Source organism: Paenibacillus sp. FSL R7-269, assembly GCF_000517865.1.
Classification (GTDB): Bacteria; Bacillota; Bacilli; order Paenibacillales; family Paenibacillaceae; genus Paenibacillus_AQ.
In genome coordinates this window covers 241,176-258,594 of record NZ_ASPS01000020.1, presented here as the reverse complement: position 1 = coordinate 258,594, position 17,419 = coordinate 241,176, and the positions used below count along the sequence as shown (strand labels likewise).

Sequence of the window (17,419 nt, the reverse complement as noted above, 5' to 3'; positions counted from 1 at the left end):
ATCCCTATAACCCTTTAGGAGGAAGCATAAGCATATGAGTTTTTTCAAAAAACTGAAAGACAGCATCTCCGGCAAAACGGAAAGCGTAACGAAACAGTTCCGCGACGGTCTGGAGAAAACACGCAAGGGCTTCGTTGAGAAGGTCTCTGATCTGATTATCCGCCGCAAAAAGATAGATGAAGAGTTCTACGAAGAGCTGGAAGAAATTCTGATCGGCGCTGATGTGGGCGTGAATACGGTCATGAATCTGGTGGAGGAGCTGCGCGCCGAAGTGAAGCAGAAGCGGATCGAGGATGCGGCAGAGCTTCAGCCGATTCTCTCCCGCAAGCTGATGGAGCTGCTTCGCGGCGATGACGACAACAGTCTGAACGAGAATCCAGACGGCATTACCGTGATCCTGTTCGTTGGTGTTAACGGAGTCGGGAAGACGACGACCATCGGCAAGCTGGCGCACCGCTACAAGCAGGAAGGCAAGAAGGTTCTGCTGGCGGCAGGCGACACCTTCCGTGCCGGAGCTATTGAACAGCTTGAGGTGTGGGGCAAGCGTGCCGGAGTTGATGTTATTAAGCAGCAGTCGGGCTCGGACCCGGCAGCGGTGATGTTCGATGCGGTTCAGGCTGCCAAGCAGCGCAGTGTGGATGTACTGATCTGCGATACGGCAGGCCGGCTGCAGAACAAGAGCAATCTGATGGAAGAGCTGAACAAGATCTTCCGTGTCATCCAGCGCGAGATTCCAAGCGCCCCGCATGAGGTGCTGATGGTGCTGGATGCGACCACCGGGCAGAATGCGCTGACTCAAGCCAAGCTGTTCGGCGAGAAGAGCGGTGTGACTGGTCTCGTACTGACGAAGCTCGACGGTACGGCGAAGGGCGGTATCGTGGTAGCGATCCGCCAGGAAATGAACCTGCCGGTGAAGCTGGTCGGTCTCGGCGAGAAAATGGAAGATCTCCAGCCGTTCGACTCCGACCAGTTCGTGCACGCCCTATTCGCAGGCATGATCTCGGAAGAAGCGAATCCGGAAGAATAACTGCTCATGCTTGTATTTGAAGCAGTGAAGGCAGAGTTGACCAGATAACCAGTGAAGGCCGAATAACGGCTATTGCAGCCTCCCTAAGGAATGGTTCATTCCCGGGGAGGTTTTTTGTAGTTCTCCAGTTCATCAATATATTAAAAATACATTATATGAAAAATTCATAATAGTAATGCTTGTCAGCACTCCGGCATACAATTGGATGTGGAATAAATGCAACGCGCCCCCAAAAGCAAGTTTAAGAGAAAGGAAGCGATTTCAAACCGTAGTATGGTTCAGAAACTCCATTTTGCTGTTATATATATTGACATGGATAATATTATTTACGTATTATGAAGGTAGTAAATCATATTTTTGTGGTGAATTTTTATATTTTGAACTTATTTGTTAAGAAACATAACACATTATACTGATCCGAGAGGAGTCGGGCTCATGTCCAAACTAGATCCTTTGCCCGGTCTGTCACCGTATCCGCTGCAGCATTTCTATGATGAGATGTATGCGGATGAACGGAACGTCCGGCCTCATTACAAGCATGTGAACCGCATGTTTTCCGGGATGAGCCCCGAAGAGCTGCAAGACAAGCAGAAGCTGATGCAGCGTCGGATGATGGAAGAAGGTATTACTTTTACGCTGTATAACCCGGCACAGGATCAGCCTATGGAGCGGACGATTCCGTTTGACATGATTCCGCGCATTATCCCCAAGGGGGAATGGGAACGGCTGGAGGCGGGCATCGTGCAGCGTATTACGGCACTGAATCTGTTCATTCATGATATTTACCATGAGCAATACATCGTGAAGGACGGCATAGTGCCGCGGCGGATGATTATTTCGAACTGTTATTTCCGGCCGGAAATGTCCGGCCTCCGCGTGCCCGGCGGTGCGTACATCACCACTTCCGGAATCGATCTGATCCGGCACCATGACGGCGAGTATTATGTGCTTGAGGATAATCTGCGTACACCCTCTGGCTTCTCGTATCTGTTCAAAGGCAGATCACTCATGAACCAGTTGTTTCCTGAGTTGTCGTTTGCCAGCTCCATCCGCGATGTGGATCACAGCCTGAACCGTTTCCTCTCCGTGCTGCGCAGCCTGTCCCCGTCCCGGACCAAAGACCCGGTCATTGCTCTACTGACACCGGGGGAATACAATTCGGCTTATTATGAACATGCTTTTCTGGCACAGCAGATGGGGATCCATCTCGTTGAGGGCCGCGACCTGGTCGCGCAGGACCACAAAATCTACCTGAAGGTAATGAACGGGCTGCGCAAGGTAGATGTGCTGTACCGCCGGCTGGATGATGATTTCATTGATCCGCTTGCTTTTCAGCCCAGTTCGCTGCTTGGGGTTGCAGGTCTGATGAATGCCTACCGGGCAGGAAATATCGCGATTGCCAATGCGCCGGGAACCGGGGTAGCCGATGACAAGGCCATGTATGTGTATGTGCCGGATATGATCCGCTATTATCTCAATGAAGAGCCGATCTTGGGCAATGTGCCGACCTATCTGCTGTCACGGCCGCAAGAGCGCCAGTATGTGCTGGATCATCTGTCTGAAATGGTCGTGAAGGAGACATCTCTCTCCGGGGGCTACGGCATGCTTATTGGAAGTGAGGCGACGAAGGAGGAGCTCATAGACTTCCGGCTCAAAATACTGGCAGAACCCGAGCGTTATATCGCCCAGCCGATTATGTCGCTGTCCCGTGCGCCGGTCTTGTCAGAAGGCAACATGGCTCCGCGGCATATCGATCTGAGAGCATTTGTGCTGATGGGGGCTGACCGCAAGCCGCATGTCATTCCAGGGGGCCTGACCCGGGTGGCGATGCGTGAAGGCTCGCTGGTCGTGAACTCCTCCCAAGGCGGCGGAGTGAAGGATACCTGGGTAATGGCCTAGAGACTTTTCTAAGGTAAAGGGGTGGCTAGAATGCTGAATCGCAATGCGGAGGCTCTATTCTGGATCGGCCGGTATATTGAACGGGCTGAGAATCACGCCCGGCTGATCGATGTACATTACCATATCCAGCAGGAAGAGGATTTCCAGGAAGAGGGCCACAAGTGGTCGCGCCTGATTGACGCGCTTGGGGTGCGAGGCGAATATCTGCGGCAGTTTGAGAGCTTCAGCGAGCAGGATGTATTGTCCTTCATCACGCTGGATCTGGGGAATACCAACTCCCTGTTCTCCTGTGTGCATCAGGCTAGGAACAATCTGCGCACCCTGCGCCAGCATCTGCCGAGTGAGCTGTGGGATATTGTCAACGGCTTCAACCTGTGGCTGGGGGAGCAGTCAGTAGCGGATATCATGCGCGGTCCCCATCAATTCTATCAGCAAGTTAAGGAACGGGCGGCGATGTTCCTCGGTGCGGAGCAATCGGTGATGCTGCGGGGCAATGAATGGCATTTCATTGAGAGCGGCCGGTTCTTGGAGCGGGCAGAGAATACGACACGTATCCTGCAGACCGTCACGGTATCCTGCAAGTCGAAGGATATCAGCTCCATCTATACCCAGCTTCAGGCCGTGCTGAAATCGGTAAGCGGCTATCAGTCCTTCCGCCGGTATTATGCCGATGATATGTCGCCGGAGTGCATTCTGGAATTCCTGATTGTGAACCCGTTCTTTCCCCGTTCGATCCGTTTCTCGTTCCACAAGCTGGAGGAGCATCTGGCCAAGCTGGAGCTGGACACTACAGAGAAAGGCTCGGGGCATGAGAAGGTGATCCGGCAGGCGGGCAAGATCAAAGCGGAGCTGGATTATATGGAGAAGGATGAGATGTCCGGGGACCTGGCCCTGGATGTGCTGGAGTCACTAATGATATCCTGTCAGAGGCTCGGCAGAACGATGGACGGTGCTTTTTTTCGCCGTGAAGGAGTCTCGGTATGAAAATACAAATCAATCACACAACCACCTACAGCTACCCCGAGCCGGTGACGGACAGTGTCAATGAGATCAGGCTGACGCCGCGCACGAACTACCGGCAATCCTGCTATCACCATGAGGTGGAGGTGCATCCGGCGGCCAATCTGCTGACCTATGAGGATTTCTTCGGCAACCGGGTTCATGCCTATTCGGTGAATAAGCCGCATACGGAAATGGTGATCCACACCAAAGCTACCGTGGTCACGCTCGACAAGGCGCAAGGCACGGATCTGCCGCATATCCCGCTGGAGGAGCAGGTGAAGCTGCTGAATGACGAGAAGTTTCAGAACCGCTATATAGAGTTTATTCTGCCTACCCGGTACACCGAGGTGACGCCGGAGCTGGTGGAATTCGCGTCGCAGCATCCTTTTGAGGAAGCAGAAGATATGTATGAATGGATTAAGAAGCTGTCGTCCACGATCTATGAGCAGTTTACGTACGATCCTGAGGCGACTAGCGTCAATACTACGGTAAAAAGAGCACTGATGCTCAAGCGCGGAGTCTGCCAGGACTATGCGCATCTGATGATTGCGGTCTGCCGCAGTGTCGGCTTGCCCTCACGTTATGTGAGCGGGTACCATTTTGTCGGAGACCTGCAGGGGGGCAATGCCAACTTCGAACAGGCCTCACATGCCTGGGTGGAGACGCATATTCCGGGTACGGGCTGGCTGGGCTTCGATCCGACCAATAATGTTGAAGTGAACTGGCGGTATATCAAGCTTGGGCATGGACGGGATTATAAGGATATTGTTCCGGTCAAAGGCGTATACCGTGGAGGAGCGGGCAAACTTACGGTCAAGGTGGATGTACGGCAGCTGGAGAATTAAATACGTTAGAGGAGAGACCCCGCAGATGTGGGGTCTTTGCTGTTGCTGGTAAGCTGCACTTTGGGCATAGTTAGCAGATTTGCTGTGCATGTTGCACAAGGTTTGTGCAATTTTTTGCATAACATGATTATAATCAAGCACCAATTGGGTAATCTTGAAACAGAGCCATTACAAGCAGAATGGTATCCGCGGAAGGAGAGTGTACATATGAGCCCAAATATAGCAAAAAAGCAACGTTTTCAGGGGAAAACAGCCATAATTACAGGTGCGGGCTCGGGAATCGGCAGAGCGGCAGCGATCCAGCTGGCACGTGAAGGTGCGAATGTCGCCTTGTTCGATCTGGTGAACGAACGTACCTCTATCCTGGAACAGAAGCTGAACAAGCTGCGCAAGGACTGTGCATTAGCGATTGATGTGGATACTTCGGATGCCGGGCGGATGGAGGAAGCGGTGCGCAGAACCGTGGAGCATTTCGGAGGTCTGGATATTGTGTTCGCCAATGCAGGTATTAACGGAGTAGTCGGGCCGATTGAGGAGTTGAGCGTAACTGATTGGGAGAAGACCCTGTCGGTCAACCTCACAGGCACCTTTCTAACGCTGAAATACAGCATTCCCCATCTGAAGGCGAAGGGCAAGGGCAGCATTATTATTACCAGCTCGATCAACGGCAACAGCAGATTTACCAGCTTCGGCTGGTCACCATATAGTACCACTAAGGCCGGTCAGGTCGCTTTTGCCAAGATGGCTGCACTGGAGCTGGCTAAGTTCAAAATCCGTGTTAATGTCATTTGTCCGGGAGCGATTGCCACGAATATCGACGAGAGCACAGAGTGGAACGATGATGTGGAGTCGATTGTTATTCCAATTGAATTCCCTGAAGGAGCACAGCCGCTGGCAGACGGACCTGGCAAACCGGAGAATGTCGCCGATCTGGTTGCCTTCCTGGCCTCGGATGAATCCATTCATATTACCGGCTCGCAGATTGTGATTGACGGTGCGGAGTCGTTGCTGTCTTAGGCTTCGTCTGCATTATAAGAACTGACAAATAGCGATCCTTCGGGATCCAGAGACACTGCCATGAGTGGCGGTGTTTTTCTTTTGCGGCAAACAATCTAATTAGATGGTTGTAAAATAACAAACGAAATGATAATATATCTATATAAAAGTAAACAAAGGGTGTGATGATCCAGTTGACAGAAGAGAATGGGGCGGTGCGGATATCGGAGAAATTCTGGAATGCGTCCATTGCAGAATTGAAGCAGGGCTATAATGTGGAGACGGAAGAGCGGACGGAAAAGTACCATTGTCTGGTCTGCGGTGTTGCCTTCGAGAAGGGCTTGATCTATCAGGATGGCGGGCAGTATTACGAAGCGGAGAAGTTCGCCGCTCTGCATGTGGACAGGGTTCATGGCGGGATGTTTAACTGGCTGCTGACGCTGGACAAGAAGCTGAGCGGGTTAACCGAATTGCAAAAGGGGCTGCTGCAGGCCTTCCGCCAAAGTCTTAGCGATGCAGAAGCAGCCAAGGAGCTGGGAATCGGCAGCACCTCCACGGTGCGTAACCACCGGTTCACGCTTCGCGAGAAGGTGAAGCAGGCCAAGCTGTTTCTGGCGGTTATGGAGCTGGCTGAGGAGAAGCCGGGAGCTTCGTCTCCTTTTGTGAGTATTCCGCGTACGGCTGTGATGGTTGATGAACGGTTCGCGATTACCGAGCAGGAGAACGCCGATATTCTGGGCACCTATTTCAAACAAGGGCCGGACGGCCCGTTGTCAGAATTCCCTAAGCGGCAGAAGCGGAAGGCGGCTATTCTGCGCCATTTGCTGCAGCGTTTTGAGACAGGACGCAGGTACAGTGAGAAGGAAATTAATGCGGTGCTCGAAGCCGCTTACCCCGATTACGTGACGCTCCGGCGGTATCTGATCGATTACGGGCTGCTGGATCGTGAAGAAGACGGAAGCAGCTACTGGGTGAACTTATAACGGAGAGAAGAAGGGGAGAGAAGAAATGACGGACAAAACCAGACGCAAGGAATTGGGATATAATTATGCGCACTCGCACAGGCCGATGGGGGTATACCGGATTGTGAATACCGGCAACGACAAAATGTATGTGGGCAGCAGTCTGAATCTGGACGGGGTCTGGAATAAGCATAAGTTCATGCTGGATATCAAAGGCCATGACAATAAGGCGCTGCAGGAAGACTGGAATGAACGCGGTGAAGCGGGCTTCCGCTTTGAGGTGCTGGAGCAGATTAAGCCTGAGGAGGATTTCGTGGCGGATGTGCTGGAGCTGAAGAAGTACCGCAAGATGCTGCCGGACATGGAGAGTAAGTGGCTGGAGCAGCTGTCTCCTTACGGGGAGCGCGGCTATCATAAGCAAAAATAAACGGTAGCTGTAGCAGGGCAGCGGAAGGAATTTCATCAGCGGCTGTGGTAAAATGAGGGCAAAGCTGTGGCGGCAGATCAGCCGGATGTAATGAAGAAGAGATCCTCAGTTGCTGATGAAAGGTGCGGTGTATATGGCTATATTATCTTGGCTTGCAGAACAGAGAATTCAGGAAGCGATGCGCAGCGGAGAGTTCTCCAATCTGCCGGGGCACGGTAAGCCGCTTGCGCTGGAGGATCTCTCCGGCGTACCGGAGGAATTGCGGATGTCCTACAAGATTATGAAGAACGCCGGGCTGTTGCCGGAGGAAATGACGTTGCGGGCAGAGTGTGTAACACTCGAAGAGCTGCTGGTGGCTTGCCACCGCAGCGGCAACAGCACTGCCGGGGAACGCAAGGAGCTGGAGGGCAAGCTCTCGCTGAAGCGGCTGCGTCTTCAGATGCTTATGCAGGAACGGGGTCTTGAAGGCAATGCTGCATATGCGGATTACGGGGACGCGATCGGGCAGCAGCTGGCCGGGGTGGAACGGGATGGTGGTGAGTAGTTAGTGATATGGCAGGGCGACTGGGCGGATGGAAGATAGAAGAATAGTGAAAAGTGATATGAGATCTCCGGTTCATGGAACCGGGTTTTTTTTGTATGAAGATGCAGCGGTGAACCGCTTGATATCTGGAATGAATTCGCCGATGATAGGGAGATGGAGATTTAACTTAACTTTTAGCAGATGATGGAGAGATGAAATGAAGCAGCTTCCAATTATGCAGGTGCTCCCTGACCTGAAGAGAATTCTGATAGGCCGTGCAGCGGCGGTTCTGATTGCTGAGCCTGGAGCGGGGAAGACAACGGCGGTGCCGCCTGCTTTTTTGGAGGAGCCTTGGCTGGCCGGTAAAACTATTCTGATGCTGGAGCCCAGACGCCTCGCAGCCCGTTCGGCCGCAGCTTATATGGCTGCATGTCTGGGAGAGAGTGTGGGACAGACTGTAGGCTACCGTATGCGGATGGATACCCGGGTGGGGCGGAATACACGCATTGTTGTAGTGACGGAAGGCGTGCTGACGAGAATGCTCCAGAGCGATCCTTCGCTTGGGGATGTGGGGCTTGTGATCTTCGATGAGTTCCATGAGCGTAGTCTGCATGCGGATCTTGGACTGGCATTAGCGCTTGAAGCGCAGAGTGTGCTGCGTGAGGATCTGCGCATTCTGGTGATGTCGGCGACTCTGGACGGAGACCGCGTAGCTTCTCTGCTGGGGGAAGCGCCAGTCCTGCAATGCCCGGGCCGCACCTATCCTGTGGATACGATCTATATGCCTGAGGCAAGTAATGCTACTCCTGAGAAGTCTGCAGCTGCCGCTGTCCGCCGGGTGCTCGCTGAGCAGCCTGGGGATGTGCTTGTTTTTCTGCCCGGAGAGCGGGAGATCCGCCGGACGGAGCAGGAGCTGACGTCAGGAAGCCTGCCGCCGGGAACGGTGCTGCGGCCGCTCTATGGCCAGTTGCCGCAGCACCAGCAGGATGCGGCAGTGGCTCCTGCGGTCGAAGGCGAGCGGAAGGTTGTGCTGGCAACCTCCATTGCCGAGACGAGTCTGACAATAGAAGGGGTACGCACCGTGATTGACACGGGGCTTCGCCGGACGCAGGTATTCTCTGCGCGTACCGGCATGCCGCGCTTAACGACGGTGCCGGTCTCGAAAGCATCGGCCGACCAGCGGCGCGGCCGGGCAGGCCGCACAGCGCCGGGCGTCTGCTACAGGCTGTGGAGCCGGGAGGCACATGATCATCTGCCGGACGATAGCGTCCCGGAGATCATGGAGACCGACCTGGCGCAGCTCGCCCTGGAGCTGGCGCTCTGGGGCGTGCCGGAGCCGGGAGCGCTCGCCTGGCTGGACGCGCCGCCTGCCGCGCCTTACGCGCAGGCCACGGCGCTGCTGCGCCAGCTCGGCGCGCTGGACGCCGGCGGCGCCATTACGCCGCACGGCCGCAGCATGGCCGTGCTTGGCGCGCACCCGCGCATCGCGCATATGCTGCTGCGCGCGGCAGACCTTGCAGCTGCGCCGCTCGCCGCCAGGCTCGCTGCGCTGCTGCAAGAGCGGGACCTCTTCAAGGGTCCCGCGGCTCTAGATAGCGACCTCACGCTGCGCGTGGAGGCGCTGCTCAGGTTCGAGCGCTCCGCCAGCAGCGGCGGAGCGGACCCGGCGGCCTTGCGCGCGGTGCAGCGCGAGAGCCGCAGCTTCCTGGCGCAGCTGCAGGCAGCGCCGGGCGAAGGGCCCGGCGACATCAGCCGCAGCGGCCTGCTGCTGTCGTTCGCCTATCCCGACCGCATCGGGCAGGGACGCGGCAATGGCGCGTTCCTGCTCTCCGGCGGCCGGGGGGCGGCGATGCGCGAGGGGCAGCCGCTGGCGCGCTCGCCTTACATCGTGGCACCCGGCGTGGATGACCGTGCCGGGCAGAGCCGGATTATGCTTGCCGCAGCGCTCTCCGAGCAGGACCTGCTGAAGCATCATGCGGACAGCCTTCTGGAGGAGCGCGAAGTCTACTGGGACAGTGAGAGCGGAAGCGTCAAGGCGCGAAGAGTGACCCGGCTGGGGGCGCTCATTCTGAAGCAAACGACCCATGAGCGGGCTACTTCCGAGGAGACAGAGAGCGTACTGCTAAAGGTGATTGCGGCGGAAGGGCTACAGCTGCTGCCTTGGGAGAAGGGAACCCTCCAGCTGCGGCAGCGGATGGAATTCGTGCACTCGCTGCGGGCCGACTGGCCCGATATGTCGGATGAGGCGTTGACGGATACATTGGAGGAATGGTTGGCACCTTTTATACAAGGGATGCGGAATCTCCGTGATCTGCAGCGGGTGAAGCTGACGCAGGCGCTGGAGGGGATGCTGGACTGGAATAGCCGCCAGCAGCTGAACAAGGAGGCGCCGACGCATATTACGGTACCGAGCGGTTCGCGGGTTCCCTTGGATTACAGCAATCCGGGAGCGCCGGTACTGGCAGTCAGGCTGCAGGAGATGTTCGGGCAGACGGATACGCCGAGGATCGGCGGAGGGAAGGTCCCGGTACTGCTGCACCTGCTGTCTCCGGCGAGAAGGCCGATGCAGATTACCTCAGATCTGGCCAGCTTCTGGCAGAACACCTATTTCGAGGTGAAAAAAGATCTGAAAGGACGTTACCCCAAGCACTACTGGCCTGATAATCCGCTGGAGGCAGTACCGACTAGCCGTACCCGTCCTTCCAAATAGAATGAGAGGGTAATCAGGTATTAGTGCAGCTGATGAAGCATTTCCTGTTTGGGCACTGCGTGAACGGGTAATACAATAGCGAACAACAATTACGAAGGAGGGCTTCAAGTGACAGAGAAAATTATTGGCGTATTCGATACGGAACAAGAAGCAACCAGAGCAATTGAAAGTTTGCAGAGTCAAGGGTTCACGAACGATGAGATTTCAGTAATAACGAAGGATCGAGATGACCTGAAACACATCTCCGAAGATACAGGAACAATGGCGCCGGAAGGCGTTGCTACAGGTGCAGCCACCGGCGGCGTAGTAGGCGGAATTACCGGACTGCTGGCCGGAATCGGTGCGCTGGCCATTCCGGGAATTGGTCCAATCCTTGCCGCAGGCCCAATCGCAGCTACGTTAACAGGGGCTGCCATCGGAGTAGGAGCAGGCGGTCTAGTGGGCGGATTAATCGGACTCGGCATTCCCGAGGATGAGGCCAGAGATTACGAAGGCTACATCGACAGCGGCAAAATCCTCGTCCTCGTCGATGACAACGGCCGCGGAAGAGATATCCATACTGTGTTCCGGGGGAACCGTTCACTTAACTCGGGCCGGTACGACAGTCTGTACCCTGAGGATACGCTGGCAGACCGCGGAGCAACTAACCCGGATCTGGTCCCTAGAGATACCACGGTTGGCAATACCTTGGGCAACAGGGGCGCGATGAATGCAGACCGTGACCCGGACCTCTACAACCGCGACAAAATCTAATGATATAGCGGGATATTGCCCCGCTAATATAGCACCCTCTAAGAACTGCCTGCGGGACAACCCCCAGGCAGTTCTTTTTGCGGCTTGCATCGCATTCCTTCATTATAATGTGACATAAGGGAAAGGACACATACAGCCGCTTATTATATAAATTCAACATATGAAAAATTCACAACAAACCGCAAATTCCATACCGCAAACCACCAACCACCCAACCTGCTCAGATCCTGTATAGATCTACATAGAGCCATAAGGCGGGACAGGGGACAAGCCTGGAGGCTACGAGCCATTACAGTAGGGGAATAGTTGGATTTTCAACACTTATTAATGAGCTTTTTCGCGTATCTACAGCAACAATTGGAAAAAGAGCACTTAAAAAACCACAATACCCCAACTTGAAGGCAAACGAGTAAAATTAACGGTCTTTTTTCCGCTTGCTGCCGTGCAATCCTCGAAGTTTGATGAAATAAGATACGTTTTTCCACTAAAAACAATATTTCATCATATGAAAAATTCACAATAGAAGCTCGAAAATCAACAACCACACTCGTCCACGACATCTAAACCCCATACCAACCACTTACCTATCTACTTCAAAAACAGAAAAAGTGAAGATAACCCATTCTCGACAAATAGCTCGATAAATAGGCAACTCTCTAAATGACTATTTGTAGCATTTTTCTGTATTGTAGCATTTCCCTGCTCGACGACAGTACTGCCCCGGCATCCTCCCTAATTTTAAATAACTTGTTGTGAAAGCTGGGAAATAGAGTTTATACTAGAGTAATAGTGGGAATTGCCAAGCGGCAACAGTTTTTCCTGCTATACGATTTCAAACAAAAAACACCCCGGGAGGTGTCTTATGGCGTTTATGATTGCCCAGCGGGCGTTTATAAAGGTATACCTGATTACTATGGTGGAGCAGCACAAAGGGTATGGTTATCAGATGCTAGAGGATTTGCGCAGAGATTTCAAAGCTCATGGCTATTCGCCTCCCCAAAGTGAAATTTACCGCGCCCTGCATGAGCTAGTGCAGCAAGGGATACTGTACCGCACCAAGCAGCTCAAGGGGAGCGACCCGAAGGTCGATTTTCAGGAGATTGTCTTGTATCATTTCACTTCGGATGGGGAGGAGAAGGCCAAGCTGTATAAGAAGCAGGTGAAGGCTGACCTTGACCGTTGTCTTGGAATCCTTAATAAAGCGGTAGCAGACAACTTTTGATGGCAGATCCACGAGCTGGCGGGCTCATGTATATCGATCAGGCCACGATCCGGCGGACTCATCAATATCAGTCTATCCACGAGCCTTATAAGCTGTGAACTGGCCGATCAGGAATCCTCATCTTCAGAATCCTGGTCCGGCGGGGTCACCGGTGAGCTTGCGCTGCCATAATTCTCCACGGCTTCCCAGGTACCGGCGTCATCGAATCTTCCGCTATTCTGCTGACGTCCTTCGCCTGCACCGGCTGGCGGCGGGGTCATGACCTCTCCTTCCACAGGACGTGCGCCGGTGTCGCGGCTGGTTAGGGCATGTTCCACGGTATAGCGGGTGTAGGGGATGGCTTCAAGCCGTTCATAAGGAATCTCTTGCTTGCTGGCTTCGCAGATGCCGTACGTTCCGTCATCCATCCGCGCAAGAGCAGCCTCGACCTCCGTTAATTCTTCGGATAGCGAGGTATTAATGGACAGGTCGCGGCTTCGTTCAAACGTCTCTGTTCCTGTATCGGCAGGATGGTTATCGACAGAAGAGAGCTCGCCCGTAGAGAGAATAAGGGAATCACCAAGCAGGCTGTCTTCAGCTCCATTGCCGGAGAAATGCTGCTCCAGCTCTGCCTTGCGCTCCTTAAGGGCTGCCCGGAGTGTATTCAATTGGTCTTTGGTTAAGTGGCTCATGTGTTATAGGGCAATCAGCGGACATCTCTATGCTGAATTGTAACTTTAGTGATATTTTCAGGCTGCTTTCACCCTGTTATAATAATTACTGCCGGATGAAAGCAGCATACACTTGGAGGTTATGAAATGGACGAACATATGAAACGGCGGCTGGATAAGCAGAGAAAGCTGTTCAGCCAGCTCGGTATTACCCTTGATGCACTTACAATTCATGAAAAGGAATTCAGTATGAAGCTTCGCGGCTATGATGCCGAAGAGGTGGATACGTTCCTGGACAGCGTTATTAAGGATTATGAACGGTTCTATGCCACCATAGCGGATCTGATGGATAAGTGGCAGGAGCAGCAGATTGAGATGAAAGAGCTGAAGGCAGAGGTGAAGACCGCAGCCACTCCGGCCCCTGTGCCGATTATTAAGGGGATCGATCCGCAGGATCTTGAGGATATCATCATCAAGCTGGAAGCCAATGTGCGTCAGCTCAAGGACAGATTGCCTGTGCCCCGCACGGAGGGGTATTTGTAAGCCCTGTGCAGCCACAACGTGAGAATAAACAATATGCAGCATAAGTATAACTCTGGACGGGGGTTGAACCATTGCCGGAGAAGCATGCTTGGAACTTGAAGATCCGCGGCAAAATCGCACTTGGATATGTCATGATACTATTAATGTTAGGCCTATTTCTGATTATAGTCTCCGGCCGGATTAACAGCTTGGAGAAAGAAACCGTGTTCTTGAGCGATCATGATATAGAAGTTCATGAACTTACATATCAAATTGAGAAAAATGTACTCGATATGGAGACCGGACAGCGGGGATACGTCCTAACCGATGATGAGTCTTACCTGGTGCCGTATAATGACGGGCTGGTACAGTGGAGGATTAATGCAGCTAAGCTGAATAATCTCATTGCCGATAACCCGAATCAGGTGCGGAATCTGGACACGGTTACGGATAATATCGAGAAGTGGGTCGATGTCGCCGGGCAGCATGTGGTTGAGCTGAAGAAGAATGGCAATACGGAGGCGGTCAACGCTTTTTTTCGCAACGATACGGGGAAAAATCTCGTCGACACGATCCGCTCCCAATCCGATTACTTCCGTGACATCGAACGAACGCTCACGAACGACCGGATCAGCAACCTGAAGGACAGTAATCATAAGCTGCTGATCACCATGTACATATTGTGGGGATTGGTGGTCGTACTTGCGCTGCTCATCACTTATCTGCTCTCGGCCAGCATTGTGAATCCTCTGCACAGCGTCATACAGGCCATCAACAGCATTGCCTCAGGCGGTAACCGCTCAGAGCGCATTAAGGTGAAGACACTTGATGAAATCTATGACCTCAGCGAAGCGACGAACGGACTGCTGGATAACGTGCAGCGGGAGCAGTGGATGAGCGAACAGCTCACCTCGATGTCGATTGCCCTGCAAGAGACCATTGATATGCCTTCACTGTGCAGAATTTTTGTCAGCCGGTTGTCGGTTATGCTGGAAATGCAGTATGCCACTATATATGTCGTGAATAATGATGAACTGTTCGAGCGCATCTATTCCTATGCAGGCGCAGAGAATAAGGAAGAGCGCATCGGGCCGCAGGTTATTCAGCCTGGAGTAGGCCTGGCAGGTCAATGTGCGCTGGATCAGCGGATGAATGTGATCGAGCAATTGCCTGATGACTATATCTACATCAACTCTGCTCTGGGCAGAACGGCACCCAGATTCGCTGTGATCGCTCCGATTATTTTTGAGAACAAGACCGTTGCCGTACTGGAGATCGCTGCGCTGACCCATTGGGCACCGTATCATTTCGAGCTGCTGAAGGAATTGCTGGACATGATGGGTGTTACCGTGAATTCGGTGAAGACCCGGATGGAGATCCAGAGGCTTCTGCATGAATCGCAGGTGATGAACGAAGAGCTTCAGGTTCAATCGGAGGAGCTTCAGACGCAATCTGAGGAGATGCAGATGCAGACGGAGGAGCTTCAGAGTCAGACCAGCGAGCTGCTCACCGTGAACAAGGAGCTTGAGAATCAGAAATATGTAGCCGAGAATGCAGCGATCGAGCTGGAGCGGTACAATGAACAGCTGGAGCAGAGCTCGCGCTACAAGTCTGAGTTCCTGGCCAATATGTCGCATGAGCTGCGTACGCCGCTGAACAGTATGCTGATTCTCTCACAGCTCCTGACGGAGAACCGCAATCATACCTTAAATGAGGAAGAACTGGGCTATGCCTCGGTCATCTACAATTCAGGCAGTGATCTGCTCAATATGATTAACGATATTCTGGATCTCTCCAAGGTGGAAGCCGGCAAAATGCTGGTGGAAATGGATGCCGTTAATCTCACCGAGCTACCATCGCTGCTGCAGGGTTATTTCGGCAAGCTTGCAGAAGCGCAAAATGTAGAGTTTAACGTGACTCTGAACCCGGAGGTTCCGGATCTGTTCTTCACCGATGAGATGCGGCTGCATCAGATTCTGCGGAATCTGCTGTCCAATGCCTTCAAATTCACTGAACAGGGCACGGTTACCGTAGAGATTACCAAGCTGGCGGCGTATTCGGATCAGCGTTACATAACACAGGGGCCGGTGCTGGCCTTTGCTGTACAGGATACCGGAATCGGCATCTCCGCGGAGAATCGTGACCTGATCTTCGAGGCCTTCCGCCAGGTGGACGGAACGACAGCCCGCAAATTCGGGGGAACTGGTCTGGGCTTATCCATCTCCCAGCAATTGGCTCAGCTACTGGGCGGACATATCAGCCTGGAGAGCGATGAGGGCAAGGGCAGTACATTCACCTTGTATCTCCCTTGCCGTGAACTGGACAGTGAAGAAGAACCGTTCCATCCGGCGGAGCTGGCTCAGACTGCAGCCGGGGCGGAGCACTCACGGACCGTCCATCTTGAAGGTCAGCCGGGCATTAGCCAGGACTCCCTGTTCGAGAAGGAATATGCCAAGCTGCAAGGCAGAACTGTGCTGATTGTAGATGATGATATGCGCAATATTTATGCCCTCCAGAAGGGTCTGGAGCCTTACGGAATGATCATCATTACCGCTCAGACAGGGTATGAATGTCTTCAAGTGGTTAGAGAGCAGCCGGAGGTGGATATCGTACTCCTGGATATTATGATGCCGGTTCTGGATGGCTACGACACGCTATCCATTATCCGTGAGGAGATGCATCTCACCGACCTCCCGATTATAGCGATCTCAGCCAAGACCATGAAGGAAGACCGTGAGCGTTGCCAGGCCGCCGGAGCCACTGATTTCATCAGCAAGCCGGTAATGATGCAGGACGTCATTACACGAATGTGCCGGTACATTTGACTTTTCCAAAAACCCATTGACGGGGATACAAGGTATGCTTTATGATGGGTTCATAAATGATCATTTATATGCAGTGGCGTGTTACCTTAACAGGGCATGAGCCAAGATTCGTACTCATTACTTTGAGTCCAGTCTTGGCTCTTTTTTGTGCAAAAAATCAGGCAATGGGCGGAAAGGAGGGGGAACTTGGCGAGGGACACTGAACAATTTCAGGTGCTGCGGGTGATTGGGAATAATGTCGTGATGGTAGAGGGCGGCAAGAAGGGCAAGGAATATGTAATTATCGGCAAGGGCATCGGGTTTGCGCTTAAGGATACGGGTGTTATTGATTCGGATGATCCCCGGATTGAAAAGCTGTTTCGGCTGGAGGACCGGGAGGAATGGAGTCAGTATCAGATTCTGCTGGAGGATATTGATCCCAAAGTCATGAAGATCACGGATGAGATTATCTCTGATATCGCCCGTGAGTTTTCCGGCAAGTTAAACGACAAGATCTATTTGGCGCTCCCCAGCCATATCCAATTCACCATCTTCCGCTTGCGCAGCGGGATGGACATTGTGAATCCATTCCTGGAGGAGACCCGGATGACGTTCCCCAAGGAATTTGAGATCGCTTCCAAGGCGGCTGAGAAGATCAGCGAAGGCTTTGAAGTGCAGATTCCTGAAGACGAGGTCGGTTTCCTTACTTACCACGTCTATTCTGCGGTCAGCAATGTGCCGGTGGGCCAGCTCGTGAAGGCCTCCAACATTGTCAGCGAGCTGATGGAGATGATCCGCAGTGAGCGCAAGATCCGCTTCGAGCAGGGCAGTATGAATCATGTCCGGCTGATGGTCCACTTGAGATTCTCGATTGAACGGATTCTGCAGGGTTCGATTATCGACAATCCTTTTGTGAAGCATATTAAGAAGGAATTCAAGGATGAATACAAGCTCGCACACAGGATGGGCACATTCATGCAGGGCAAGCTCAGTGTAGACGTACCCGAAGAAGAAATCTGCTTCCTGGCTATGCATCTGCACCGGCTGTTCCAGACCATAGAGAAGAATAAATAGCAG

At 53.1% G+C, this 17,419-nt stretch carries 15 protein-coding genes; 14 read left to right on the top strand and 1 reads right to left on the bottom strand.

Features of this window, described 5'->3' with window-relative positions; translation table 11 throughout:
* Positions 1–34 precede the first annotated feature (34 nt).
* From ftsY to C162_RS10480, 11 genes are all read left to right on the top strand, one after another.
* Positions 35–1,027 (top strand): signal recognition particle-docking protein FtsY, encoded by a 993-nt coding sequence (ftsY, locus tag C162_RS10530; protein ID WP_036694159.1) that lies wholly within the window; start codon positions 35–37, stop codon positions 1,025–1,027.
* Positions 1,028–1,462: 435 nt separating this feature from the next.
* Positions 1,463–2,926, top strand: a complete 1,464-nt coding sequence (locus tag C162_RS10525) for a circularly permuted type 2 ATP-grasp protein (RefSeq protein WP_036694158.1) — start codon at positions 1,463–1,465, stop codon at positions 2,924–2,926.
* A 30-nt stretch (positions 2,927–2,956) separates the two neighbouring features.
* Entirely contained in the window at positions 2,957–3,910 is a 954-nt protein-coding gene (locus C162_RS10520) for an alpha-E domain-containing protein (protein WP_036694156.1), read from the top strand.
* Positions 3,907–4,773 (top strand): transglutaminase family protein, encoded by an 867-nt coding sequence (locus C162_RS10515; RefSeq protein WP_036694155.1) that lies wholly within the window; start codon positions 3,907–3,909, stop codon positions 4,771–4,773. Before C162_RS10520 ends, C162_RS10515 begins: the two co-directional genes overlap by 4 nt.
* Positions 4,774–4,980: 207 nt before the next feature.
* Entirely contained in the window at positions 4,981–5,790 is an 810-nt protein-coding gene (locus tag C162_RS10510; protein WP_036694154.1) for an SDR family oxidoreductase, read from the top strand.
* Positions 5,791–5,963: 173 nt separating this feature from the next.
* Positions 5,964–6,752, top strand: a complete 789-nt coding sequence (locus tag C162_RS10505; protein ID WP_442792430.1) for a DUF2087 domain-containing protein — start codon at positions 5,964–5,966, stop codon at positions 6,750–6,752.
* A 25-nt stretch (positions 6,753–6,777) separates the two neighbouring features.
* Positions 6,778–7,158, top strand: a complete 381-nt coding sequence (locus C162_RS10500; protein WP_036694152.1) for a GIY-YIG nuclease family protein — start codon at positions 6,778–6,780, stop codon at positions 7,156–7,158.
* Between the two features lie 133 nt (positions 7,159–7,291).
* Positions 7,292–7,702 carry a DnaJ family domain-containing protein gene (locus tag C162_RS10495; protein ID WP_036694259.1) on the top strand — a complete coding sequence of 137 codons (411 nt, stop codon included), beginning with the start codon at positions 7,292–7,294 and terminating at the stop codon, positions 7,700–7,702.
* Between the two features lie 196 nt (positions 7,703–7,898).
* The gene (hrpB, locus tag C162_RS10490) at positions 7,899–10,391 is read left to right on the top strand and encodes an ATP-dependent helicase HrpB (RefSeq protein ID WP_036694150.1); all 2,493 of its coding nucleotides are present in this window, start codon (positions 7,899–7,901) and stop codon (positions 10,389–10,391) included.
* A 108-nt stretch (positions 10,392–10,499) separates the two neighbouring features.
* Positions 10,500–11,144 carry a general stress protein gene (locus C162_RS10485; RefSeq protein WP_076154013.1) on the top strand — a complete coding sequence of 215 codons (645 nt, stop codon included), beginning with the start codon at positions 10,500–10,502 and terminating at the stop codon, positions 11,142–11,144.
* 862 nt (positions 11,145–12,006) lie between these two features.
* On the top strand, positions 12,007–12,366 hold the full coding sequence (locus C162_RS10480) for a helix-turn-helix transcriptional regulator (protein ID WP_036694148.1): 360 nt from the start codon (positions 12,007–12,009) through the stop codon (positions 12,364–12,366).
* A 107-nt stretch (positions 12,367–12,473) separates the two neighbouring features.
* On the opposite strand, the gene C162_RS10475 is transcribed toward C162_RS10480, so the two are convergent.
* A complete protein-coding gene (locus C162_RS10475; RefSeq protein ID WP_036694146.1) occupies positions 12,474–13,037 on the bottom strand; it encodes a TraR/DksA C4-type zinc finger protein in 564 nt (187 codons plus the stop codon).
* Positions 13,038–13,163: 126 nt separating this feature from the next.
* Here C162_RS10475 and C162_RS10470 point away from each other — a divergent pair, with 126 nt between their 5' ends.
* From C162_RS10470 to C162_RS10460, 3 genes are all read left to right on the top strand, one after another.
* Positions 13,164–13,559, top strand: a complete 396-nt coding sequence (locus tag C162_RS10470; protein WP_036694144.1) for a DivIVA domain-containing protein — start codon at positions 13,164–13,166, stop codon at positions 13,557–13,559.
* A 71-nt stretch (positions 13,560–13,630) separates the two neighbouring features.
* Positions 13,631–16,363, top strand: coding sequence for a CHASE3 domain-containing protein (locus C162_RS10465; RefSeq protein ID WP_036694142.1), 2,733 nt, complete (start codon positions 13,631–13,633; stop codon positions 16,361–16,363).
* Positions 16,364–16,549: 186 nt separating this feature from the next.
* Positions 16,550–17,416, top strand: coding sequence for a PRD domain-containing protein (locus C162_RS10460; protein ID WP_036694140.1), 867 nt, complete (start codon positions 16,550–16,552; stop codon positions 17,414–17,416).
* The last annotated feature ends 3 nt before the right edge of the window (positions 17,417–17,419 follow it).